Annotated in this window: 21 protein-coding genes and 1 CRISPR repeat array; of the genes, 14 read left to right on the forward strand and 7 right to left on the reverse strand. The window is 73.7% G+C overall.

Annotated elements, in window-relative coordinates; all coding sequences use genetic code 11:
- Positions 1 to 152 precede the first annotated feature (152 nt).
- From casA to LPU61_RS26475, 8 genes are all read left to right on the forward strand, one after another.
- Positions 153 to 1,832, forward strand: coding sequence for a type I-E CRISPR-associated protein Cse1/CasA (gene casA, locus LPU61_RS26440; protein ID WP_229406492.1), 1,680 nt, complete (start codon positions 153 to 155; stop codon positions 1,830 to 1,832).
- Positions 1,829 to 2,515, forward strand: coding sequence for a type I-E CRISPR-associated protein Cse2/CasB (gene casB / locus LPU61_RS26445; protein ID WP_229406493.1), 687 nt, complete (start codon positions 1,829 to 1,831; stop codon positions 2,513 to 2,515). The genes casA and casB overlap by 4 nt, the downstream gene beginning before the upstream one ends.
- On the forward strand, positions 2,512 to 3,636 hold the full coding sequence (cas7e, locus tag LPU61_RS26450; protein WP_229406494.1) for a type I-E CRISPR-associated protein Cas7/Cse4/CasC: 1,125 nt from the start codon (positions 2,512 to 2,514) through the stop codon (positions 3,634 to 3,636). Before casB ends, cas7e begins: the two co-directional genes overlap by 4 nt.
- Entirely contained in the window at positions 3,633 to 4,334 is a 702-nt protein-coding gene (gene cas5e, locus LPU61_RS26455) for a type I-E CRISPR-associated protein Cas5/CasD (protein WP_229406495.1), read from the forward strand. The genes cas7e and cas5e overlap by 4 nt, the downstream gene beginning before the upstream one ends.
- A 2-nt stretch (positions 4,335 to 4,336) precedes the next feature.
- Positions 4,337 to 5,011, forward strand: a complete 675-nt coding sequence (gene cas6e / locus LPU61_RS26460; RefSeq protein ID WP_229406496.1) for a type I-E CRISPR-associated protein Cas6/Cse3/CasE — start codon at positions 4,337 to 4,339, stop codon at positions 5,009 to 5,011.
- Positions 5,008 to 5,979, forward strand: coding sequence for a type I-E CRISPR-associated endonuclease Cas1e (gene cas1e / locus LPU61_RS26465; protein WP_043961540.1), 972 nt, complete (start codon positions 5,008 to 5,010; stop codon positions 5,977 to 5,979). The genes cas6e and cas1e overlap by 4 nt, the downstream gene beginning before the upstream one ends.
- Positions 5,979 to 6,389, forward strand: coding sequence for a type I-E CRISPR-associated endoribonuclease Cas2e (cas2e, locus tag LPU61_RS26470; RefSeq protein ID WP_229406497.1), 411 nt, complete (start codon positions 5,979 to 5,981; stop codon positions 6,387 to 6,389). The genes cas1e and cas2e overlap by 1 nt, the downstream gene beginning before the upstream one ends.
- A gap of 25 nt (positions 6,390 to 6,414) precedes the next feature.
- Positions 6,415 to 7,601: a CRISPR direct-repeat array (repeat unit 28 nt; unit sequence CTGCTCCCCGCGCACGCGGGGGTGATCC).
- Positions 7,602 to 7,751: 150 nt separating this feature from the next.
- Positions 7,752 to 8,507, forward strand: a complete 756-nt coding sequence (locus LPU61_RS26475; RefSeq protein WP_229406498.1) for a TIGR03089 family protein — start codon at positions 7,752 to 7,754, stop codon at positions 8,505 to 8,507.
- 85 nt (positions 8,508 to 8,592) lie between these two features.
- Here LPU61_RS26475 and LPU61_RS26480 read toward each other — a convergent pair whose 3' ends face one another.
- From LPU61_RS26480 to LPU61_RS26490, 3 genes are all read right to left on the reverse strand, one after another.
- Positions 8,593 to 10,929 carry an esterase-like activity of phytase family protein gene (locus LPU61_RS26480; RefSeq protein ID WP_229406499.1) on the reverse strand — a complete coding sequence of 779 codons (2,337 nt, stop codon included), beginning with the start codon at positions 10,927 to 10,929 and terminating at the stop codon, positions 8,593 to 8,595.
- Positions 10,930 to 11,065: 136 nt separating this feature from the next.
- Positions 11,066 to 11,362 (reverse strand): hypothetical protein, encoded by a 297-nt coding sequence (locus tag LPU61_RS26485; RefSeq protein WP_229406500.1) that lies wholly within the window; start codon positions 11,360 to 11,362, stop codon positions 11,066 to 11,068.
- A gap of 96 nt (positions 11,363 to 11,458) precedes the next feature.
- Positions 11,459 to 11,944 carry a carboxymuconolactone decarboxylase family protein gene (locus LPU61_RS26490; protein WP_043961544.1) on the reverse strand — a complete coding sequence of 162 codons (486 nt, stop codon included), beginning with the start codon at positions 11,942 to 11,944 and terminating at the stop codon, positions 11,459 to 11,461.
- A 171-nt stretch (positions 11,945 to 12,115) separates the two neighbouring features.
- Here LPU61_RS26490 and LPU61_RS26495 point away from each other — a divergent pair, with 171 nt between their 5' ends.
- Positions 12,116 to 13,045 carry an RNA polymerase sigma-70 factor gene (locus LPU61_RS26495; protein ID WP_229406501.1) on the forward strand — a complete coding sequence of 310 codons (930 nt, stop codon included), beginning with the start codon at positions 12,116 to 12,118 and terminating at the stop codon, positions 13,043 to 13,045.
- Positions 13,046 to 13,061: 16 nt separating this feature from the next.
- Here the strand turns inward: LPU61_RS26495 and LPU61_RS26500 are convergent, their stop codons facing one another.
- The gene (locus LPU61_RS26500) at positions 13,062 to 14,741 is read right to left on the reverse strand and encodes a DNA repair helicase XPB (RefSeq protein WP_043961547.1); all 1,680 of its coding nucleotides are present in this window, start codon (positions 14,739 to 14,741) and stop codon (positions 13,062 to 13,064) included.
- Between the two features lie 175 nt (positions 14,742 to 14,916).
- Between LPU61_RS26500 and LPU61_RS26505 the strand changes: the two genes are divergently transcribed.
- On the forward strand, positions 14,917 to 15,792 hold the full coding sequence (locus LPU61_RS26505; protein ID WP_043961548.1) for a L,D-transpeptidase family protein: 876 nt from the start codon (positions 14,917 to 14,919) through the stop codon (positions 15,790 to 15,792).
- Positions 15,789 to 16,007 (forward strand): hypothetical protein, encoded by a 219-nt coding sequence (locus LPU61_RS26510; RefSeq protein ID WP_043961549.1) that lies wholly within the window; start codon positions 15,789 to 15,791, stop codon positions 16,005 to 16,007. Before LPU61_RS26505 ends, LPU61_RS26510 begins: the two co-directional genes overlap by 4 nt.
- A gap of 44 nt (positions 16,008 to 16,051) precedes the next feature.
- On the opposite strand, the gene LPU61_RS26515 is transcribed toward LPU61_RS26510, so the two are convergent.
- On the reverse strand, positions 16,052 to 18,508 hold the full coding sequence (locus LPU61_RS26515) for a helicase-associated domain-containing protein (RefSeq protein WP_229406502.1): 2,457 nt from the start codon (positions 18,506 to 18,508) through the stop codon (positions 16,052 to 16,054).
- Positions 18,509 to 18,590: 82 nt separating this feature from the next.
- On the opposite strand from LPU61_RS26515, the gene LPU61_RS26520 reads away from it, so the two are divergent.
- The gene (locus LPU61_RS26520) at positions 18,591 to 19,214 is read left to right on the forward strand and encodes an HAD family hydrolase (RefSeq protein ID WP_043961551.1); all 624 of its coding nucleotides are present in this window, start codon (positions 18,591 to 18,593) and stop codon (positions 19,212 to 19,214) included.
- Between the two features lie 28 nt (positions 19,215 to 19,242).
- Positions 19,243 to 19,629, forward strand: coding sequence for a cold-shock protein (locus tag LPU61_RS26525; protein WP_007074225.1), 387 nt, complete (start codon positions 19,243 to 19,245; stop codon positions 19,627 to 19,629).
- Here the strand turns inward: LPU61_RS26525 and LPU61_RS26530 are convergent.
- Positions 19,590 to 20,474, reverse strand: a complete 885-nt coding sequence (locus LPU61_RS26530; RefSeq protein WP_043961552.1) for a 1,4-dihydroxy-6-naphthoate synthase — start codon at positions 20,472 to 20,474, stop codon at positions 19,590 to 19,592. The genes LPU61_RS26525 and LPU61_RS26530 overlap by 40 nt on opposite strands.
- 708 nt (positions 20,475 to 21,182) lie before the next feature.
- Here LPU61_RS26530 and LPU61_RS26535 point away from each other — a divergent pair.
- Positions 21,183 to 22,076, forward strand: coding sequence for a helix-turn-helix transcriptional regulator (locus tag LPU61_RS26535; protein ID WP_063838544.1), 894 nt, complete (start codon positions 21,183 to 21,185; stop codon positions 22,074 to 22,076).
- On the opposite strand, the gene LPU61_RS26540 is transcribed toward LPU61_RS26535, so the two are convergent.
- Complete coding sequence (locus LPU61_RS26540; protein ID WP_043963784.1) at positions 22,073 to 22,789, reverse strand: futalosine hydrolase; 717 nt, start codon at positions 22,787 to 22,789, stop codon at positions 22,073 to 22,075. The two genes, LPU61_RS26535 and LPU61_RS26540, sit on opposite strands and share 4 nt — an antisense overlap.
- Positions 22,790 to 22,791 lie beyond the last annotated feature (2 nt).

Below are 22,791 nucleotides of genomic sequence, written 5' to 3' on the forward strand. Positions count from 1 at the left end.
AACCCCGCCTACGCGGGGAGCGTGGCTGCGATCCAGTGTGCCTAGGGATCACCCCTCCCCTGGGAGGGCTGCTGCAGCCGAGATTTGCCTCAGGCACTCAGTGTGCCTAGTTTGCCTTACGTGTGGTCGACAGTAGACGGTATGGAGCGAGTTTGACAAACATCGACCAAGGGTCGGGCTTCTCGCTGGTCGACGAGCCGTGGATCCCGGTGTTGGACGCTACGGGTCAACGCCGCGACGTGTCGCTGCTCGGCCTCTTCGAGCAGGCCGGTGAAGCACGCATGATCGCCTGCGAGCTGCCCACCCAGGCCTTCGTGATCCTGCGGCTCGGGCTGGCGATCCTGCACCGCACCACCGGTGGTCCACCCGGTGAGGCAGCCTGGCGAGCGCTGTGGCGGCAGCGGCGGTTGCCGCTCCCGGACATCGCCGACTACCTCGACGCCTTCCGCGACCGCTTCGACCTGTTCCACCCGGAGCACCCGTTCTACCAGGTCGCAGACCTGCGGGCGGCGAAGAACAACGCGTACGGGCTGGAGCGGCTCATCGCCGACGTGCCGAACGGCATGCCGTTCCTGACCACCCGCGCCGGGCCGGGCATGGACTCGATCACCCCCGCCGAGGCGGCCCGCTGGCTGGTGCACTGCCAGGCGTACGACCCCTCCGGCATCAAGACCGGGGCGGTCGGCGATCCACGGGTGAAGGGCGGCAAGGGCTATCCCATCGGCGTCGCGTCGCTCGGGGCCCTGGGCGGCGTCCACCTGGAAGGCGCGACCCTGCTGGAGACCCTGCTGCTCAACCTGGTGCCGGTCGCGCCCGGCTGGCAGGCGGCCGACGAACGGGACCTGCCGGTCTGGGAGCGCGAGCCGCAGACCGCTGCCGAGGAGGCTGACTCCACCCGCGGCCCGTACGGCGTGCTGAGTCTCTACACCTGGCAGTCCCGCCGGATTCGGCTCTTCGGCGACGCCGACGGCGTCACCGGTGCCATGATCGCCAACGGCGACCAGATCGAGTGGCAGGACCGGCACCTGCTGGAGCCGATGAGCGTCTGGGGACGCAGCGCCCCGCGCGAGCAGAAGCAGAAGCGCAGCCCGATCTACCTCCCCCGGCCGCACGACCACGGCCGGGCGCTGTGGCGCGGACTGCAAACCCTGCTGCCGGCACCACCACCGTCCGTCGCCGAGGCACCGCAGCGACTCTCCCCGATGGTGGTGCAGTGGCTGGCCCGGTTGACCGTCACCGGTGTCGTCGGGTCGGACTTCCAGACCCGGACGCGCGCCACCAGCGTCACCTACGGCACGCAACAGGCGGTGGTGGACGAGGTGTTCAGCGACGCGCTCACCATGAACGTGCTGCTGCTGGTCGAGGACTCGCCGCTGCGCGCCGCAGCCGTCGATGCCACCGCCGACGCCGAGGCCGCGGTGAGGGTGCTGCGCCGGCTCGCCGACAACCTGGCCCGCGCCGCCGGCAACCGGGCCACCGACGTCGGCGAGGCCGACCGGGCGGCCGAACGCGCGTACGCCCTGCTGGACCGCGCCTTTCGCGACTGGCTGGCCCGGCTCGGTCCGGACCGCGACCCGGCCGCCGAGCGCGCGTGGTGGCAGCGGCTGGTCTTCAGGGCGATCGACCAGCTCGGCCGTGAGCTGGTCAGAACGGCCGGGCCGGCCGCCTGGGTCGGCCGGACGGGCACCGACCGTGCCGGCCGGGAGGTGCACTACTCCAGCTCGCAGGCTGACGCCTGGTTCCGTTCGGGCCTGGCCAAGGCGCTACCGATGACGGCCGAGCGGGAGCCGGGGACTGGGCCACCACACCAGAGGCAGGAGACCGCAGCATGACCATGCTCGACACCGAGCCGCCGGCTCGGCTCGGCGGCGACGAGCCGCCCGGCACAGGTCGCAGGCCGTGGGGGCGACGTCGCAGCAGGCTCGGCGACCACGTCGCCCGGACGGTCGGCACCCTACAGGCGCGGGTGCTGGCCACCGTGCCGCAGCCCGAGGCGATCAGCGCGCTGGCCCGGCTCCGGCGCGGCATCGGCCGGGCTCCGGGCTTCGACTTCACGCTGGAGCGTTACCTCCAGGTGCCCGAGGAGCTGCTGGGCCGCCGGCCGGACGACGACGCGGAGGCGGCGGACACCGAGTACGCCGTGCACGACGCGGTGACCCTGTACGCGCTGCACCAGCAGTCGCGCCGGGAGCGGATGCACCTGGACGGACGCGGGTTGGGCCAGGCTCTGGCCGACCTCGTCCGCAAGACCGCCGGGCCGGAGGGCGTGCGGCGGCGCTTCGCCGCGCTCGGTACCGCCAGCACCTACCACGAGAGCCTCCACCACCTGCGCAGCCTCGTCACGATGCTGCGCGAGCACCAGATCCCACTCGACTACGGCCTGCTCGCCGACGACCTGCGGACCCTGCGCCTGCCGGATGGACCGTCGAAGGTCCAGGCCAGCTGGGGCCGGGAGTTCTTCCGCAGCCGGCCCAGCCCCGACGCCACCACCCATTCCGAGGAGGACCCTTCATGAGCCGCGCCATCATCGACGTCTACGCGTTGCAGACCGTGCCCCCGAGCAACCTGAACCGCGACGACACCGGCTCGCCGAAGACCGCCGTCTACGGCGGCGTACGCCGCGCGCGGGTCTCCAGCCAGGCCTGGAAGCGGGCGATCCGACTCGCCTTCGCGGGCCTGCTCGACCGCTCCCAGCTCGGCGAACGGACCAAGCGGGTGGGCGAGTCGCTCGCCGCTCGGATCAGGGCCCTCGACCCCGGCCTGACCGACGAGGCGGCGTCCGCCCTCGCCGCCGAGGTCTTCGTCACCGGTGGCCTGGCCAAGGTCGACAAGAAGACGGGGGAGATGAAGGACGTCGAGTCCGGCTACCTACTGTTCCTGAGCCACCGGCAACTGGACAATCTCGCCGCCGCAGCGTTGGACGCGTCGCGGGCCGGCAGCGCCCTCGACAAGGCCCGGTTCAAGGAACTGGTCAACACGGAGCACTCGGTCGACATCGCCATGTTCGGCCGAATGGTGGCCGACATGGCAGACATCAACGTCGACGCCGCCTGCCAGGTGTCCCACGCCATCAGCGTGCACGCGGTCGACAACGAGTTCGACTACTTCACCGCGGTCGACGACCGCAAGGCCGATGCCGCAGAGACCGGTGCCGGCATGATCGGCACTATCGAGTTCAACTCGTCCACGCTGTACCGGTACGCGACGGTCGACGTCGACGCGCTGCACCGAACCCTCGGTGACGAGGGCGCGACCCGGGCAGCCGTCGAGGCATTCCTGACCGCGTTCGCCCGCAGCATGCCGACGGGCAAGCAGAACACGTTCGCCCACCGGACGCTCCCCGACGCCGTGCTGGTGCGGCTGCGCGACACCCAGCCGATCAACCTGGTCGGAGCCTTCGAGACGCCGATCGTCGAGACGCACGCCGCCGGGCGGGTCGAGCTGGCCGCCGCCGCGCTGGCACGGCACACCGTCGCGGTCGAAAACGCCTACGGGGAACGGCCCGTGGGAAGCTGGGTCACCCAGGTCGGGGAGAAGACCGCCGTGCTGGCCGACCTCGGCAAGGCGGTCAGCTTCACCGAACTGGTCACCGGAGTGGGGGAGCAGGTCACCGTCGCGCTCGGACAGCCGGCATGAGCGTCCTGCTGCTGAGGCTGGCCGCCCCCCTGCAATCCTGGGGTTCGTCCAGCCGCTTCGCCCGCCGGGGCACCGAGATCGCTCCGACCAAGAGCGGGGTGATCGGCCTGCTCGCCGCCGCCCGGGGGGTCCGACGCACCGAACCGCTCACCGACCTGCTCGGCCTGGAATTCGGAGTACGGCTGGACCAGCCCGGTCAGATTCTGCGCGACTTCCAGACCGCCCGGAGTCTCGACGGCCGCCACAGCGCACCGCTGACGTACCGCTTCTACCTCTCCGATGCGGCCTTCCTCGTCGCCGTCGGCGGCGAGCGGGACCTGTTGGATGGGTTGGCAGAGGCGCTGGATCGGCCACGATTCCCGCTCTACCTCGGGCGTCGGTCGTGCCCACCGGTCGGTCCGATCAGCCTCGGCGTACACGATCTGGCCCTTGACGAGGCGCTGAAGGACTGGCCGTGGCTCGCGGCCGAGTGGTACAGACGCCGGGCAGCACGGACGGTCCGGCTGGAGATCATCCGAGACGCCCGTCCGGGCGAGCCGGTTGCCGAGACAGTGCCCGACGAGCCGATCAGCTTCGACCCTGCCCACCGGCAGCACACCTGGCGGTCGGTGCTGCGCCGGCATGTCGACGTCACCAACGACCTCGCGGAGCGGGCCGGGGTCGCCGAGCACGACCCGCTGAGCCTGCTGGGAGGCTGAGCATGTTCCTGACCCGATTCCAGATCAACCCGGCTCGCCGGAACGCGCGCAGGCTGCTCTCCTCACCGCACGCCATGCACGCGGCGGTCCGAAGCGCCTTCGCCGCCGTGGAAGACTACGAGCGCCCCGACGCCCGTACGCTGTGGCGGCTCGACACGCCGGGCACCGCGACCGTCCACCTCTACATCGCCAGTCCCGGCCGACCCGATCTCACCCATCTGGTCGAGCAGGCCGGCTGGCCCACCACCGAGACCTGGATGACCCGAGAGTACGACGGATTGCTCAGCTCACTGCGCGCGAGCCAGGAATGGGCGTTCCGGCTCACCGCGAACCCGACGCACAGCGGACGCAAGACCGCCGACGCCAAGGAGACGCAGCGCTTCGGCTACCTGCGCGAGCAGGAACAGATCGATTGGCTGGCCAGGCGGGCCGACCGGCACGGGTTCGCCCTGGCCAGCCAGCACGACAGGCGGCCCAACCTGCGGCTGCACCGTCGCCAGACACAGACCTTCAAGCGTGGCACGGGCACCGTCACCCTCACCACGGTGACGTTCGACGGCCTGCTCCGAATCACCGACGTGGACACCTTCCGGCGGGCCCTGACCGGCGGGATCGGGCACGCCAAGGCGTACGGGTGTGGGCTGCTGACCCTCGCGCCCGCGCAGCCGACCTCGTGAAGAAGATCCCGGGTGTGCCGCCGGCCGAACTGGCGGAACTCAACCGTGCGCAGGACCGGGTCAGCTTCGTCTACCTCGAACGATGCGTCCTCCACCGGGACAGCAACGCCATCACGGCCACCGACGAGAAAGGCGTCGTGCATCTGCCGGCCGCCACGCTCGGGGTCCTCATGCTGGGTCCCGGCACCAGCATCACCCAGCAGGCGATGATGCTGATCGCCGACAACGGCGCCACGGTCGTCTGGGTTGGTGAGCACGGCATCCGGTACTACGCACACGGGCGCTCGCTCGCCCGGTCAAGCCGCCTCCTCCTCGCCCAGGCCGCCGCCGTCTCGCACCGGGACCGGCGGCTCCAGGTGGCGCGCGCGATGTACCGGATGCGCTTTCCCGGGGAAGACACCAGCAGGCTCACGATGCAACAGTTGCGCGGCAAGGAAGGGGCGAGGGTCCGCCGCTGCTACCGGGAGCACTCGCTGCGCACCGGTGTGTCGTGGAACAACCGAGAGTACGACCCGGACAACTTCGACGGCAGCGATCGAGTCAACCAGGCGTTGTCGGCGGCGCACGCCTGCCTGTACGGCATCGTGCACACGGTCATCGTCGCCATCGGCGCATCGCCGGGGCTCGGATTCGTCCACACCGGCCACGAGCGGTCGTTCGTCTACGACATCGCTGACCTGTACAAGGCCGAGATCAGCATTCCGGTCGCCTTCGACATCGCGGCCGGCGAGTCGACCGACATCGGCTCGGACACCCGTCGGGCCGTCCGTGACCGGGTCCACGACGGCGCGCTCCTCGACCGGTGCGTCCGCGACATCCGAAGCCTGCTGCTCACCGATGGCTCGGCCGGGCCGATCGACGAGGAACAGCTCGACGAGGAAGCCGGCAGCGATGCCGTACGCCTGTGGGACGAGGGAGGCTACGAACTCGCTGGCGGCCGGAACTACTCCGGGGACGTGGACTTCTGATGACCGTCATCATCCTCACCGCCTGCCCGGAAGGGCTGCGTGGGCACCTGACGCAGTGGCTGCTGGAGATCTCTGCCGGGGTGTACGTGGGACACGTGAACAGCCGGATCCGACAGCGGCTCTGGGCCAAGGTCGTCGAGATGGCCGGGCCAGGCCGGGCACTGCTCGTCTACAAGCGGCCAGGCGAGCAACGACTGACCTTCGAGGTACACGACCATCACTGGGAGCCGGTGGACTTCGACGGGATCACGCTCATGCGTCGGCCTACGGATCGGAGTTCGTACAACCCAGCAGTGGGGCGGGGATGGAGCAAGGCGTCCAAGCGTCGGAAGTTCGGGCGGAGGGCCCCAGATAGGGGCAGCGGATCGTCCGTTCCCTCCGAACAAAGTGAAGGAAATGGCGGTAGTTGATCTTTAGCGCCCCAGCTCAGGAAGTCTGCTCCCCGCGCACGCGGGGGTGATCCGCTCGGCCGGTGGCTCTGTTGTTCACCACCTCGCTGCTCCCCGCGCACGCGGGGGTGATCCCGTCAACCTGACTGCCGGTGCGGGGCTCCGGGTCTGCTCCCCGCGCACGCGGGGGTGATCCCGTGCTGGACGCGGGGGAGTCGGGGCAGCTCGTCTGCTCCCCGCGCACGCGGGGGTGATCCCTGCTTGTCGTTGATGTAGACCTGATAGCCGTCCTGCTCCCCGCGCACGCGGGGGTGATCCCTCCTTCGTCGCGTTGGTCAGGGTCCGCAGGAACTGCTCCCCGCGCACGCGGGGGTGATCCCACGTCGGCGGTCTGCCCCGTCTCGGCGGCCATCTGCTCCCCGCGCACGCGGGGGTGATCCCGCCCGCAACGCCGCCAACCTCGCACACCTGAGCTGCTCCCCGCGCACGCGGGGGTGATCCCTGCTGCGGGAGGGCGTTCGGCACGCCGGGGACCTGCTCCCCGCGCACGCGGGGGTGATCCCTCCTCGATCGTTCGCCACTGGCCCGGCGACAGCTGCTCCCCGCGCACGCGGGGGTGATCCCGGTATTGCTTGGCTTGATGGTGATGACACACCCTGCTCCCCGCGCACGCGGGGGTGATCCCGGGCCCCCTTCCTCCGGGGGCCCGTTCTGCATCTGCTCCCCGCGCACGCGGGGGTGATCCGTCGGCCTGATCGCCCGCGCCGGCCGGACCCCGCTGCTCCCCGCGCACGCGGGGGTGATCCGTTGGGCCGGGCCTCCAGGTCCGCCGCGACGCCCTGCTCCCCGCGCACGCGGGGGTGATCCGTTCACAATCCGTGATGATCGAGAACCCCTCCCCTGCTCCCCGCGCACGCGGGGGTGATCCCGCCGACCACAACCGCGGTGACCTGACCTTGAGCTGCTCCCCGCGCACGCGGGGGTGATCCGGGGCGTGACCGGGATGCGGCGCCGAACCCGGACTGCTCCCCGCGCACGCGGGGGTGATCCCGCAGGGAGGGGTCCTTCGCCGTCGCGGAGGACCTGCTCCCCGCGCACGCGGGGGTGATCCCGGGAACGCGGGGCACGGACCCAGGTGCTGGAGCTGCTCCCCGCGCACGCGGGGGTGATCCCAGGTCCGGGCGCTCGGCGACCACCTGGGCGTCCTGCTCCCCGCGCACGCGGGGGTGATCCTCAGTACGTCATTCGGAAGCTCAGGGCCGCCTGATCACTGAACGCTCGGCGCGGTGCGTAGTCGCTACATGCCGTCGTCGTAGCGTCAGCTCGTGGCGGTACGGTGACCTTCCGTGGCCCGAGCGGGCCGCGCTCACAGGGAGGTGCGCGATGGGAGCGCCGGACGTGGTGGCCCAGCCGGTCGCCGGGCTCAACGAGGTCGACCGGCCGCTGTTCACCTTCTGCGACGACGCGACCGGTGACCGGGTCGCGCTGAGCGCCGCTGACCTGGGCGGCTGGGCGGCGCGCACCGCGGGGCTGTTGCGCGACGGCTGCGGGCTGGCCCCGGGCAGCCGCGTCGCGGTGCTGCTGCCGCCGCACTGGCGTACCGCCGCAGTGTTGTTGGGCGCCTGGTCGGTGGGGCTGGCCGTGTCGTTCCGGCCCCGGGCCACCGCCGGGTTGCCGGTCCTGGAGCCGGGCGGCGACCGGCCGTACGACGCTGTGTTCGTCACCCCGGAGCGGCTCGACGACTGGCTGGAGGACGTGCCCGACGGGGTGCACCGGTACCTCGTCGGCACCGGGCCGGGCCCGCTGGCGGACGTGCCCGTCGGCTGGCTCGACTGGGACGCCGAGGTGCTGCGGCACACCGACTCGCCGCCCGACTATGCCGGCGTCCACCCGGCGGAGGCGGCCACCCCCGACGGCACGAGCTTCGGCGCGTGGGGCCGGCTCGCCAGGGAGGTGGCCGACCAGCTCGGGCTGCGCTCCGGCGACCGGCTGCTGGTCGACGCGGCCGAGCACGAGCAGCCGCTGAAGTGGCTCCTGGCCCCGCTGTCCGTCGGCGCGTCGGTGGTCGTGTGCGCCAACCTCGACCGGTCCCGCCTCGACGCCCGGGTCGCCGCCGAGGAGATCACCCGCGTGCTCTGACCGACGACGCCATGCCGGGCAGGTGGGGGTATCCGGACGGCGGGATACCGCCACCTGCCCGGCATTCGAGCAGAGGAGCGGGGCGTCAGCGGCGGCCGAAGACCTTCGCGGCGGGGCCGAGCCGGAGCAGGACCGTCTCGCCCGTGGCGTCCTGGACGCCGTCGTTGTCGGTGATCGCGTACACCTGGCCGTTGCCGGCCACGGTCAGGCCCTCCAGCTTCTCCTGGGTCCAGCCGTTGGTGGCGCGCAGCGCCGGCAGCACGTCGACGGCGAGCGTCTTCGGCAGCACCGTCAGTGGGCCCGGCGCGGCCGGGCCGGCGGGCATCGGCACCGTGTAGACGCGCTTGAGCGCGGCGGCCGGGCCGTTCAGCTTGTCCCGTTCGATGATGGCGAGCCGGTTTCCGACCACGGTCACCTCGGACAGCCCGATCCAGTCGCCCGCGACGGCGGTGGACTCCAGCCGGTAGCCGAACCAGCTCCACGTCCCGGCGGTCACGTCGTACCGGCCGATGCGGGCGACGCCCGCCGGGTCGGTGGACGCCTCGCGCTGGAGCACCGCCCAGACGATCTCCCGGCCGTGCCGGTCGGTGCCGGCGGCGACCCCCTCGAAGCCCTGCTTGCCGAGCCCGGCGGCGACCTCGGCCGGCAGGGGCACGGTCTGCTGGGTCCGCCCGGCGGCGTCGAGCCGGACCAGCCTGTTCTCCGCGCCCTTGGCGCCTTCGACCGCGAGCCAGAAGCCGCCCTGCGGGCGGGCGAAGATCCCCTCCGCGTCGTAGGCGGCCGGGTTGCCGTCGGCGTCGGTCACCGGCAGGGAGTCGGTGATCACCGCCGGGGACCGGCCGGCGTCGACCGTCAGGATCCGGGTCGGGGTGTACGCCGCGTCGGTGACGCTGTAGAGCTGCTGCGGCCGGCCCGGGGCGGCGGAGAGGGCACCGAGCGCCCCCCAGCCGATCGGTGCGCCCTGCGCGTCGTCGGCCGAGACGATGCTCGGGAAGCCGGGGATGCCCCCGCCCAGCCGGTAGAGCGACACGGAGGCGCGTACGCCCGCGTCGGCCTCGTCGGTCTCGCTGGAGACCGCGAGCAGCCCTCGCGACGGGATCGGCAGTAGGCCCTCCGGGCCGTTGGTGGTGGGCAGGACCTGCCGGAAGACCGGGGCGGTGGGCCGGCTGAGGTCGTAGACGGCGACGAAGTTGCTCCGCTCCGAGCCGACGAACGCGTACCGCACGCCGCCGTACTCGGCGATCGCGACGCCCTCCGGCTCGGTGCCCTTCTTCGCGGCCCGGTCCTCGTTGTGCAGGCCGTGACGGACGGCGAGGCGCTCGAAGGTGTTGCCGGCGTCCCAGGCCACCTGGCCGGTGCGGCTGTCGAAGACGGACCAGCCGCGGGTGCCGCCCCGCCAGTCGCCCTCGTTGGCGGTGGCCAGGTAGCGGTCGTCCACCCACGCGACGGCGTCGGGCTCGCGGGGCACGTCGGTGATCGAGCCGGTCAGCTCGATCCGGCCGTCCTTCACGGTGTCGATGCCGCCGACCGAGGCGGTGCCGGCGCTGAAGGCCCGGGTGACCCGGCCGGTGGGCAGGTCCACCAGGACGACGCCGTTGTTTTCCTGCAGGGTGACCGCGAGCTGGTTGCGCCCGTTGATCGAGACGTACTCGGGTTCCGGGTCGGTGGGCTCGGTGATCCCGGCGGCGGCCAGCGCGGGCAGGGCCTGCCCGTCGGCGGCGGTCAGCGGCACGGTCCGCAGCTTCCACCGCTGCGGCGTCGACCTGCCGTCGAGGTCGAGGATCTGCACGAAGCCGGCGGGGGCCTGCGGCAGGTCGCCCTTCTTCCGACCGGGCGGGGTGGCGTCCTCGTCGCGCTCGTTCTCGATGGCGATCGCCGCGTACCGCTGGTCGTGGCTGATGGCGATCGAGTCCGGCTGGCCGCCGAGGTCGATGCTGCGGACCCGCTGGCGGGTGGCCAGCTCGATGACGTCGAGGCGGCCGGAGGGGGCGGTGTAGCTGGCGCTGGTGTTGACCACGACCAGGACGTACCGGCCGAGGACCGCCACCGAGGTGGGCTCGTCCTCGGCGTCGCCGAGCTGGGCGAGGGAGAGCGTGCCGAGCCCGCGCGGCCGGTCCGGGCGGGCGATGTCGAGGAAACCGATCCGGCGGGCCGCCGCGTCGGTGTAGACCAGGGTGCGGCCGTCGGGGCTGACCGCCGAGATCTCGGCGACCGTCTCCGTCGCCGGGTCCTCGCCGGCCGGCCGGTTCTGGAACACGGGGTAGGTGGCGGTGCGGTCGAAGGTGAGGCCCCCGGCGGGGTGGTGCCGGCCGTCGTCAGTTAGGCCGGCGGCGGCCGTGCCGGTGACGGCCAGCGTGCCGGCGATGGCCAGCGCAGCGGCGGCGATGCCGGCCGTCGGGGTGGGGGTGCGTTTCGGTGTCACGTCGTCCTCCGTCATATCGCTGCGACGGAGGCTGGCACGCAGGGCCGAGCGGGAGCTGGCCCGGCCGTGAACGGCGGGCGAACAACCTCAGGCCAGGCCCTGCGTGGGCGCTACGACCGGTGAGAGGGGTGGGGCGTCAGCAGGTGGTGTTGCCGCCCGGGACCCAGCCGTCGATGGCCGGATCCTCGGCGCCGTGGCCGTAGATCCAGACGTCGTCGTCCTCCGCCCACACCTGGCCGTGCCAGCGGAAGCCCCGCCCGGCGGTCAGGGTGCGCAGGACCTGGGCGTGCGGGGCGGCCCGCAGCCAGGTGTTCTGCGTGAGGTTGCAGACGATGCCCCACGCGTCGCTCGCCGAGGCGGCCGTGGGGGCCACGGCGGAGCCGGCGAGAGCGACGGTGGCGACCGTCAGTGCGGGCAGGATTCGACGCTTCACTCGGGTCCCTTCGGCGGGTGTCGGTGACGGTCCCCGATTGTGCCACTGTGGACTGACGTCGGGGTGCCCACGCAGGACGACTCGGCCAGGTTGGCGTCAGTCGAGGGCAGCGGCGAACATGCCGGGCTGGTAGGAGCCGCCCCGCTGGTGCACGATCACGGCCAGCCGGTTGGCAGCGTTGATCAGGGCGACCAGGCAGACCAGCGCGGCGATCTGGTCGTCGTCGTAGTGCTTGCGCACCTGGGCCCAGGTCTCGTCGGACACGCCCTGGTGGGCGTCGGCGAGCCGGCTGCCCTCCTCGGCGAGCGCCAGCGCGGCCCGCTCCGCCTCCGTGAAGACCGTCGACTCGCGCCAGGCGGCGACCAGGTGCAGCCGGACCTGACTCTCACCGGCGGCGGCCGCCTCCTTGGTGTGCATGTCGATGCACCAGCCGCAGCCGTTGATCTGGCTGGCCCGCAGCGACACCAGTTCCTGCGTGGCCTTCGGCAGCGGCGACTGGTGGATCACCATGCCGGCGTTGGCGAACCGCTTGGCGAACCTCGTGGCCAGCTCGTTGCTGAACAGGTCGAATCGGGTGTCCATGGCTACCGTCCTTCGCTCGTTCGCTCGTGCAGTGGGACGAACAAGAGATGCCGGCGCTCGGGCCCCTGTGACGGCCGGGATGGGTGACGACTGCCACACCCGGAGGTGTCACACGGCGGCGGGGTCCGGCGTCTGATGGGCGACGCAGTCGAGAGCGAACGGGGGTCACCCATGGTCGGCACACCGCAGACCGCAGCCGACGCCGGCCGGGGCGCCGGCTCGCCCGACCCGGCCACCGAGGCGTTCCTCGCCCACCGGAACCTGCTGTTCACCGTCGCGTACGAGCTGCTCGGCTCGGCCGCCGACGCGGAGGACGTCCTGCAGGAGACGTGGCTGCGGTGGGCGGGCGTCGACCTCGGTGCGGTGCGGGACCAGCGCGCCTACCTGGTCCGGATCGCCACCCGCCAGGCGCTCACCCGGCTGCGCGCGCTCGGCCGCCGCCGGGAGTCCTACGTCGGCCCGTGGCTGCCCGAGCCGCTGCTCACCGCGCCCGACGTGGCCGACGACGTCGCGCTGGCCGACAGCGTCTCGATGGCGATGCTGCTGGTGCTGGAGACCCTCGGGCCGACCGAACGGGCGGTGTTCGTGCTGCGCGAGGTGTTCGACCTCGGGTACGACGAGATCGCCGAAGCCGTCGACAAGAGCCCTGCCACGGTCCGGCAGATCGCGCACCGGGCCCGGGCGCACGTGGCGGCGCGCCGGCCGCGCCGGGTCGTGTCGGCGGCCGAGACCCGCACCGTGCTCGACGCGTTCCGGCGGGCGGTCGAAACCGGCGACCTCCAGCGCCTGCTCGACCTGCTCGCCCCGGACGTCGTCCTGCTCGGCGACGGCGGCGGAGTCAAGCAGGCCGTCCTGCGGCCCGTCGTGGGCGCCGACAAGGTGGCCCGCCTGCTGGCCGGCGGGTGGGGCAGGGTTCCCGGTGTCACGTCGCTGCTGCCGACGCAGGTCAACGGCAGCCCGGCGCTCGTCATCCGGCTCGACGGGGAACTCGACACCGTGCTGGCCGTGCACGTCGACGACGGCCGCATCGGCGGGCTCTACGCCGTACGCAATCCCGAGAAGCTGTCGCACATGGCGCGGGAGACGAGGCTGAGTCGTTGAGCCGGCCGCACCAGCGTCAGTCCACGCTGGGCAGGGGCGGGCCCAGGACGTCGTCGGCGTCCACGATCGTGTACGCGTAGCCCTGCTCCGCCAGGAAGCGCTGCCGGTGGGCCGCGTACTCCGTGTCGATCGTGTCCCGGGAGACGACCGTGTAGAAGTGCGCCTGCCGCCCGTCGGCCTTCGGCCGCAGCACCCGGCCCAGCCGCTGCGCCTCCTCCTGCCGCGACCCGAACGTGCCCGACACCTGGATCGCCACCGCCGCCTCCGGCAGGTCGATGGAGAAGTTGCCGACCTTCGAGATCACCAGCGTGCGTACCTCGCCCGACCGGAACGCGTCGAACAGCCGCTCCCGCTCCTTGTTCGTGGTGGACCCCTGCACGATCGGCGCGTCCAGGTATTCGCCGAGCTGGTGCAGCTGGTCGATGTACCCGCCGATGACGAGCACCTGCTCGTCCGGGTGCCGGTCGACCAGCGCCCGCACCACCGGCAGCTTCGTGCGGGCCGTCGCCGCCATCCGGTAGCGCTCCTCCGCCTCCGCCGTCGCGTACGACATCCGCTCGGCGTCGGTGAGGGTCACCCGCACCTCGGTGCACTGCGCCGGGGCGATCCAGCCCTGCTGCTCGATGTCCTTCCACGGCGCGTCGTACCGCTTGGGGCCGATCAGGCTGAACACGTCGCCCTCCCGGCCGTCCTCGCGGACCAGGGTCGCGGTGAGACCGAGGCGGCGGCGGGCCTGGAGGTCCGCGGTGAACCGGAAGATCGGCGCGGGCAGCAGGTGCACCTCGTCGTAGACGACCAGGCCCCAGTCGCGCGCGCCGAACAGGTCCAGGTGGGTGAACGCGCCGCCGCGCCGCGAGGTGAGCACCTGGTACGTGGCGATGGTGACCGGCCGGATCTCCTTGCGCTCGCCCGAGTACTCGCCGATCTCCTCCTCCGTCAGCGAGGTGCGGGCGATCAGCTCCCGCTTCCACTGCCGGCCGGCGACCGTGTTGGTGACCAGGATCAGGGTGGTGGCCTTCGCCTCCGCCATGGCCGCCGCCCCGACGAGGGTCTTGCCCGCGCCGCAGGGCAGCACCACCACGCCGGACCCGCCGGCCCAGAACGCCTCCACGGCCTCCCGCTGGTACGAGCGCAGCGTGAACGGCTTCCCGCCGTCCTTGCCGGCCTCGGCCAGCTCGATGGGGTGCGCCTCACCGTCGACGTACCCGGCGAGGTCCTCCGCCGGCCAGCCCAGCTTCAGCAGCGCCTGCTTGAGCCGCCCCCGCTCCGACGGGTGCACCGCGATCGTGTCGTCGTCGAGCTTCGCGCCGAGCATCCCGGCGAGCTTCTTGCTCTTGGCGACCTCGATCAGCACCAACCGGTCGAGGGCGCGCAGCACCAGGCCGTGCGCCGGGTCGTTGGCGAGCTGGAGCCGGCCGTACCGGTCCATCGTCTCGGCCACGTCGACCAGCAGCGCGTGCGGCACCGGGTAGCGGCTGTACTTCAGCAGCGCGTCCACCACGGCCTCGGCGTCGTGGCCGGCGGCGCGGGCGTTCCACAGGCCGAGCGGGGTCAGCCGGTACGTGTGCACGTGCTCCGGCGAACGTTCCAGCTCGGCGAACGGGGCGATCGCCATCCGGCAGGACTGGGCGTCGGGGTGGTCGATCTCCAGCAGCAGCGTCTTGTCCGACTGCACGATCAGTGGTCCACCGCTCACGCCGGCGTCCTCTCTTTGGCCTGGTCAACGGCCCTCCGCCGGGCGGCTACCCACCCCGGGCCGACCAACCAGTGTTGCACGAAGCCCGAATGGGGCCGAAAATTCGGACACCAGGTGCAACCATTCCGGTACGTCCGGCGTCTAGGCAGTGGGACGACCGACCCGGGGAGGCCCCATGAGACAGGTTCGCTTCAGCGCCCGGGTCGTCGCCCTGGCTGTGGTCACGCTGGTCGGCGTCGGTGCGTGCACGCCCGAACGCCAAGCCGACCCGGGTGGCCGTGGAGGAGGGCTCGCCCAGGCCGGCTCGGCGGAACGGGAAACGGGGGCGGGCGGTTCGTCCGGCTCCGACCAGCGGACCCGGCCGGAGCCGAAGCCCACCCGCACGAAGTCCAAGCCGAAGCCGAAGCCCACCCCGACGAAGGCGAAGCCGAAGCCCGCGCCGAAGCCTGCGGCGGCCGGATGCCCGCTGGGCGAGCACCAGCGCGAGGTGGAGACCTACCTCGCCCGGCTGGGCGGCTTCGGGCGGGTGACCGTCGACGGCCGCCAGTCCGCCGCCGACTGCGCCGCCATCAAGAAGTTCCAGCAGCGGTACGACATCCGCCCCGCCGCCGGTCGCGCCGGCCCCACCACGTACGACGTGGCGAAGCGCCTCGCCACCACCGACACGAAGCGCTGCAAGGCCGCCTCCTCCGGCACCACGTTCTGCATCGACCTGACCCACCAGACCACGTGGGCGCTGCGCGGCGGCAAGGTGGTGTGGGGCCCGACGGTGACCCGCACCGGCATGAAGGGCTACGCGACGCCCGCCGGCACGTTCACCATCAACTACCGCAACATCAAGGAGTGGTCCGACCCGTACGAGGTGTGGCTGCCCTACTGGCAGCACTTCACCCAGGGCATGGGCTACCACCAGACCACCACCTACCTGCACGACAAGTCGATCGGCTCGCACGGCTGCGTCAACCTCCTCCCCGCCGACGCCCTCCGCGCCTGGGAGTTGGGCAAGGTCGGCAGCCGGGTGGTCCTCTTCGGTCGCCGGCCCGGCACGTGACAGGCGACGACGAGCCCGCGCCGGCCGGCGAGGTCTCGGCGGCGACGCTGCTCGCGTACGCGACCGCCGCCGTGCTCCTCGTCGGCTGGTTCCTCTACGGCTGGCTGGTCCAGCGGCAGGGCTTCGTCGCCTCCGTCGGCGAGTCCGCCGGGGCCGGGTTCGCCCTGCTGCTGGCCGTCTCCGTGGTCGGCACCGTGCGCCGGAGCCGCCGCTGACGCCACACCGCCGGCGGCGACGCCCGACCCGGCGGCCGGGCGGCTCAGGAGCCCTCCAGCACCGCCGCGGTGATCCGGTGCAGCGCGAACGTGTGCAGCATCTCCGTGCGCTCGTCCTCGGCGCGCAGGTAGCCCGCCCCGATCGACACCGGCCGGACCAGCCGCGACGCGGTCGCCCCGTGCGCGTCGACGTAGCCCACCCAGACCAGCGCCTTGTCCCGCACCGCCTGCTGCAGCACCGCCAGGGCGTCGGAGTGACCGTGCACCGGGGCCGGGCCGGTGCGTGCCGCCGTGCCGCGTACCACCGCCGGGGCCCGCCGGGCCGCCCGCGCCGCCGCCTCGCCCCGCCGGATCTGCTCCACCACCCCGAGCAGCCGGGGCAGGGCCAGTTTCGGCGACGCCAACGGGTCCACCGTCCGGCCCACCGGGGCCCGCCCCGGGGCCCGCCGGGTCCTCGGCCGCGACAGCACCGCCGCCCCCGACGCGTCCTCGGGCACCGGGGCGTACCCGGCGTCGCGCAACGCCAGCAGCATCCGGTTCACCTGGTACGGGGTGACCAGCACCGTCGGGGCCAGCCGCCGGAACGCCAGCGCCTCCAGCCGCCGGTCGGCGAGCACCTCCGCCAGCAGCGCCTCGTCGTCGCTGCGCACGTACCCCCCGGCGGAGCCGACCCGCAGCCCGCCGTGCTTGCGCGCGACGTCGTCCACCAGGTACGTCAGTCCTTGCGGCACCGGTGTGCGGGACCGGCGGCGGAACAGGTCGTGCAGGTCGTCGGCCGAGTAGCCGGCGTCCAGGGCCCGGCGCACGCTGGCCGTGGTGACCCGGTGCACGCTCGCCCCGCCCGCCGACTCGTGCTCGGCCACCACCTCCAGCTCGCCGGCGAGCGCCGGGTCGGGCGGGCCGGGCACCACCACCGTCAGGTCGGCCTGCACCAGGAAGTGGTCGACCGGCGCGGGCAGCAGCCCGTCGAGCGCCCGCACGGCCGTGGACGCGTCCTCGGCGTCGGCGCGCAGCCCCAGCGGGTCGTCGCCGCCCCGCTCGTCGGCCTCGGTCACGTCGGCCAGCAGCAGCCGCCCGTACGAGGTGAGCGCCCCCAGCCCCGTCACGCCCAGCCGCGCCGCCTCGACCAGGGCCTCCCGGTGCGCGGCCTCCCGGCCCCGGCTGCGCCGGGGAGCCCGCCAGTCGAGCAGCTCCAGCACCTCCTCCGGGGTGGGCGCGACGGCCGGCTCCAGGTCGGCCAGCACCGCCAGCACGGCCCGGCGGGCGGCGGGCGCCCCGGCCCGTTCCGCCTCGGGCGAGAGCGCGCCGATCGGGCGGTCCCGGTCGTCGCGTTGCCCGACGAGGCCCACCTGGCGGGTCATCAGCAGCCACGCCCGGGCCAGCTGCTCCCAGCGCCGGGCCAGCGACATGGCCCGCCACACCTCGTACCCGCCGCTGGGCAGGACCTGCTGGTCGGCGCCGTACCGGGTGGTCGTCGCCCCGGACAGCTCCAGCTCGCCGGCCAGCCCCGCCGCGTACGCCACCTCCAGCAGCAGGGCGGTCGTCGCCTCGTCCAGGGCGAGGGCCTTCGCCAGCCGGCGCAGGTCACGCACCCCGATCCCGCCCGAGCGCAGCACTGGGGCCGGCTCGGCGGAGAGCAGCTCCAGCAGCGCCTCGGTGTGGCGTACCACCTCCATGGTCTGCCCGGCCCCGGCGGAGTCGACGGCCTTCGCCTCGCGCGCGACGGCGGCCACCGGCGGTGGGCTGGTGCGCAGTGGCCCCAGGGGGCCGCTGTCGCGGCGCAGCAGCAGGCCGACCTCGCGGGGCAGCTCCACCGTGCCGGCGGACACCGCCACCAGCAGCCGGCTGTCGACCAGCCAGCGCACCGGCGACCCGGTGGGCGCGCCGCCGTTGGTCGGGTCCGGCGGGACGCTGTCCTCCGCCCCGAGCGGCGGGGCCTGGAGCGCGCCCGGGGGCACGCTGCCCACCGGCGGGCCGGCGGCGAGCCGGTCCAGGATCGCCCGCGCCGACGGGGGCGCGGCCAGCAGCGTGCGGCGCAGCTTCGCCGGGTCCGCGCAGAGGGCCGCCGTGCGCGCGTCCAGCTCCGTCGCCGGCCGGCCCAGCCCCGCCGGGTACGGGGCGACCTCGTCGACACCGTCGACTACGCGCAGGGCGTGCTCGGGCCCGTACAGCAGGAACAGCGCCCGCAGCTTGTTCACCGCGCCCCGAATGGTGGCCGGGGCGGGCGGGCGCGGACCGGCGGTGGCCATGGCGAGGACGGCCTCGGTGGAGGTGGTGCCGTCGTCCGGGTCCCGGGTGAGCCGGGCGGCGTCGAGGATCTGGAGGGTGAACTGGTCCAGCCCGTCCAGCGCCCGGGCCACCGAGACCCGGGACTGGGCCCGGACCGCGAGCGCGGACACGTCGGCCGGCACGGGCACGACGAGGTCCGGCCGCAGCTGGAGCAGGGCGGCCAGGGACTCGTCGGGCAGCGTCCGCAGGTGGTCGGCGAGTGAGGTCGTCATCGTCGTTCCACGCTAGCCCGGGACGGGGCCCGCGCGCCCCTCGGACGTCCGGCTGGACCCGCCGGCCGGGTAGGTTCTCGGCATGCCCCCGCTCACCGTCGGTTTCGACCTCGACATGACCCTCGTCGACTCGCGTCCCGGCATCGCCGCGGCGTACCGGGCGCTGACGGCGCGCACCGGCGTGCCCGTGGACGCCGACGCGGCGGTGTCCCGGCTCGGCCCGCCGCTGCGCGTGGAGATCGCCCGCTGGTTCCCGCCCGAGCAGGTCGAGTCGGCCGTCGAGGCGTACCGCGAGCTGTATCCGGCGTACGCGATCACCCCGACCCTGCCGATGCCCGGCGCGGTCGAGGCCATCGCGGCCGTGCACGCCCACGGCGGCCGGGTCGTGGTCGTCACCTCGAAGCTGGGCCGGCTGGCCCGGCTGCACTTGGACCACCTCGGGCTGGCCGTCGACGAGCTGGCCGGCGACCTGTTCGCCGAGGAGAAGGCGACGGCGCTGCGCGCGCACGGCGCGACCCTGTACGTCGGCGACCACACCGCCGACATGGTCGCCGCCGGGGCGGCGGGCGTGCCGGGCGTGGCGGTCGCCACGGGCCCCTGCTCGGCCGACGAGCTGCGCTCGGCCGGGGCCAGCCTGGTCCTGGCCGACCTCACCGGATTCCCGGCGGCGCTCGCCACCATGATCCGGCTAGCCTTGGAGCAGTAGACGTCTCAAGTGAAGCAGGGGTTCTCAGGTGCCGACGGGTCGAGTGAAGTGGTATGACGCGGCCAAGGGATACGGGTTCGTCACCAGCGACGAGGGTGGCGACGTGTTCCTGCCGAAGGGCGCGCTGCCGGCGGGTGTCACCGACCTCAAGGGTGGTCAGCGGGTCGACTTCAGCGTGGTGGACAGCCGTCGGGGCGCCCAGGCGATGGGGGTCAAGCTGCTGGAGGCCCCGCCGTCGGTGGCGGAGCTGCGCCGCCGGCCGGCGGAGGAGCTGCACGGCCTCGTGGAAGACATGATCAAGGTGCTGGAGGCGAAGGTCCAGCCGGACCTGCGGCGGGGGCGGTTCCCCGACAAGAAGACGGCACAGAAGATCGCTCAGCTGGTCCACGCGGTGGCGCGCGAGCTGGAGGTCTGAGGGCCGGCGGCCCGGGGCACGAGCCCGGCGTCGGCGGCCCGGCCCAGCAGCGCCTCCACGGCGGCGAACCCCGCGTCCCCCAGGTCCGCGGTGAACTCGTTGACGTAGAGGGCGATGTGCCGGTCCACCACGTCGGGCTCCATCTCCTGCGCGTGGGAGAGCACGTACGGTCGGCTGGCCTCCGGGTCGGCCCACGCCTGGCGTACCGACTCGCGGATCCAGCCGGCCGCCTCGACCGGGTCGACCACGCCCCGGCGGGCCAGGATCGCGCCGAGCGGGATAGGCAGCCCCGTGTCGCCCTCCCACCACTCACCGAGGTCGACCAGGGCGGTCAGCCCGTGCCGCTGGTAGGTGAAGCGGGCCTCGTGGATCACCAGCCCGGCGTCGTACCGGCCGGCCGCCACCGCGGGCATGATCTCGTGGAACGGGACCACCTCGATCCGTGCCGGCGGGCGCTCGGCCGACCAGAGCCGGAACAGCAGGTACGCCGTGGTCCGGTCCCCGGGCACCGCCACCGTCGCCCCGCTCAGGTCGGCGGTGTCGGGCTGCTCATTGCCGGCCTGCCCGCTGATGGCCCGGTCGGGGCGGGTCAGCACCAGCGGCCCGCAGCCCCGGCCGAGCGCGCCCCCGCAGGGCAGCAGGTGGTAGTCGTCCAGCAGCCACGGCAGCGCCGCGTAGCTCACCTTCACCAGGTCGAACGCGCCCCGCTCGGCGGCGGTGTTCGTGACGTCGACGTCCGCGTAGGTCACCTCGACCGGCGGCGCGCCGGGCACCCGGCCGTGCACCAGGGCGTCGAAGACGAACGTGTCATTGGGGCAGGGCGAGATCGCCAGGGTGAGCGCCACGCCCCCACCGTATCCCCGCCCCCGTTCTGGCCCGCCACCCGCTCGGTGCGGGCGCCTACCGTGCGGCGGCGGTGTCGGTGGACCTCGGGTACTTCTTCCGCCGGCTAGGGAGCTGATGTCGTGGATGACTCAGCGAACAGGCCGGTCCCGAACAGGCCGGTCCCGAACAGGCCGGTCCCGAACAGGCCGGTCCCGAACAGGCCGGTCCCGAACAGGCCGGTCCCGAACAGGCCGGTCCCGAACAGGCCGGTCCCGAACAGGCCGGTCCCGAACAGGCCGGTCCCGAACAGGCCGGTCCCCGGGCGGGCTGTTGCCGGGCAGCCTGGTCCCCAGGCAGCCTGGTCCCGGGAAGGGCGGTACCCGACATGCCGGGAATCGGCCTGCCGGCCCTCCTTCGCTGCGCGTCGCCTTCCGGCCTTGCCGGCCCGCGTCGCCTCGCCTCGCGCTGTCTTGCGCCCCCGCCGTGCCGCCTCGCCTCGCGCTGTCTCCTGGGCCCGCCGTGCCGCCTCGTCTCGCGCCGCCCCCTGCCCCGTGCCTGGCAGGTGGCTCCGGTGTCGTGCTCCGGTGCCCTGATGTCGTAGGTGACTCAGCTCCCTAGTGAGCGGAACGCAGTATCGGTCCTCAACAGCGAGTGGAGTTATCCACAGGTTGTCCACAGCCTGGCGGGGGTTGTTGATGACCGGCGGGAGCGGGCGACAGCATTGAGGCATGGCAGAGACAGCGGACCGGGTCGATCTGGGCGGATCGCTTCGGGCATTGCGTCGCCGCGCGGACCTGAGCCAGCGTGAGCTGGCAGACCTCGCCGGGGTGCCACAGGCGACGTTGGCGCGGATCGAGTCGGGTCGCTCCGGGGACGTCCGGTTCCGGACGGTCGAGCGGCTGGTGCGGGCGGCCGGCGGGCGGGTGGCGATCGGGATACCCGGCGATCAGGCCAGCGACGACCGGGTGCCGGAGGTGGTGCCGGTGCCCGGGGTGCCGCACGACGGGCTGCGGGACGCGGCGGGGCGGCGGTACCCGCCGCACCTGGACGCCTGGGAGGTGCACGGCCCGAGGGACTGGCCGGGTGCCTGGTGGGCGGGGTGGTGGAACCTTCCGCCGCAGCACTGGCCGCGGCGGTTGCCCGCGGCGACGTACGAGCTGAGCCGCGAGCGTCGGGACCGCCGCCGGTGGGGCGAGCGGATCCGCCGCGAGGTGACCGTGCGCCGGGTCACCGACGACGGGTTGCCCGGGACGTGCTGGCGGTTCGTGGCGGAGTTGCCCGACGGCCGGCTGGTCGGGGAGCTGCGCGCCCACGAGCGCGACCCCCGGTTGCTGTACGGCGACCTGATCGACGCCGGTGAGCGGGAGATCGTGCTGGACGGCGTGCTGGTGGCCGGGCCGTGCCGGCTGCTGGGGATCGGGCAGCGGCTGGTGGCGGCGCTGACTGCGGAGATGGAACGGGCCGGGATCCGGGTCGCCCACGCCGTCGCGGACTTCGGCGGTGTCGACCTGCTGCTCGCCTGTGGATACCGGATCGAGGGGCGGGGGCACTACGCGATGCGCCTCGACCGTGCGTGGCTCGGTGCTGCGCTGCTTCCTGGCCCAGCGCCGCTCCAGCCCTAGCCCAGCGCCGCCGCGGCCGTCGTGAGGGCGGCGAACGCCTCGCGCATCCGCCACGCGCTGCGGTCCCGGGGACCGATCGGGTTGGAGACGGTGCGCAGCTCGGCGAAGGGCACGCCGGCCTGGGCGGCGGCGACCGCCACGCCGTACCCCTCCATGGCCTCGGCCACCGCGTCGGGGTGCCGGTCGGCGAGCGCGGCGGTGCCGGCGGCGGTGCCGGTGACCGTGCTGACGGTGAGCACCGCGCCGACCGTCGCCGCCGGCAGGGCCGCGCGCAGGGCGGCCAGCAGGCCCGGGTCGGCGGGCACGGCGGTGCCGGCGCCGAGCAGCTCGGGGGGCATGCCGAGCTGGTCCACCGGGATGAAGCCCGTCGGCGACTCGGCACCGAGGTCGGCGGCGACGCTGCGGCTCGCCAGCACCGTCGCGCCCACGGCCGCCCGGCCGACGAAGCCACCGGCGATGCCCGCGCTGACCACGGCCCGGTACGGGCGGCCGGCGGCCTCCGCGAGCGCCAGCAGCCGGGCGGTGGCCGCCCCGGCGACGGCTGGGCCCACCCCCACGGGCACCACGGTCACCCCGGCGGCGGCCGGCGAGGTCCCGGCCGGCGCAGCCGCGGGCGGGGTGGCCCCGGGCGAGGCGGCGGAAAGGCCGGCGTGGATCGCCTCGGCCTCGGCCGGCACCGCCGTCACCACGAGCAGGCCGGCCTCGCCGAGCAGGC

The sequence above is a fragment of the Micromonospora sp. NBRC 110038 genome (assembly GCF_020884815.1).
Taxonomy (GTDB): Bacteria; Actinomycetota; Actinomycetes; order Mycobacteriales; family Micromonosporaceae; genus Micromonospora; species Micromonospora haikouensis.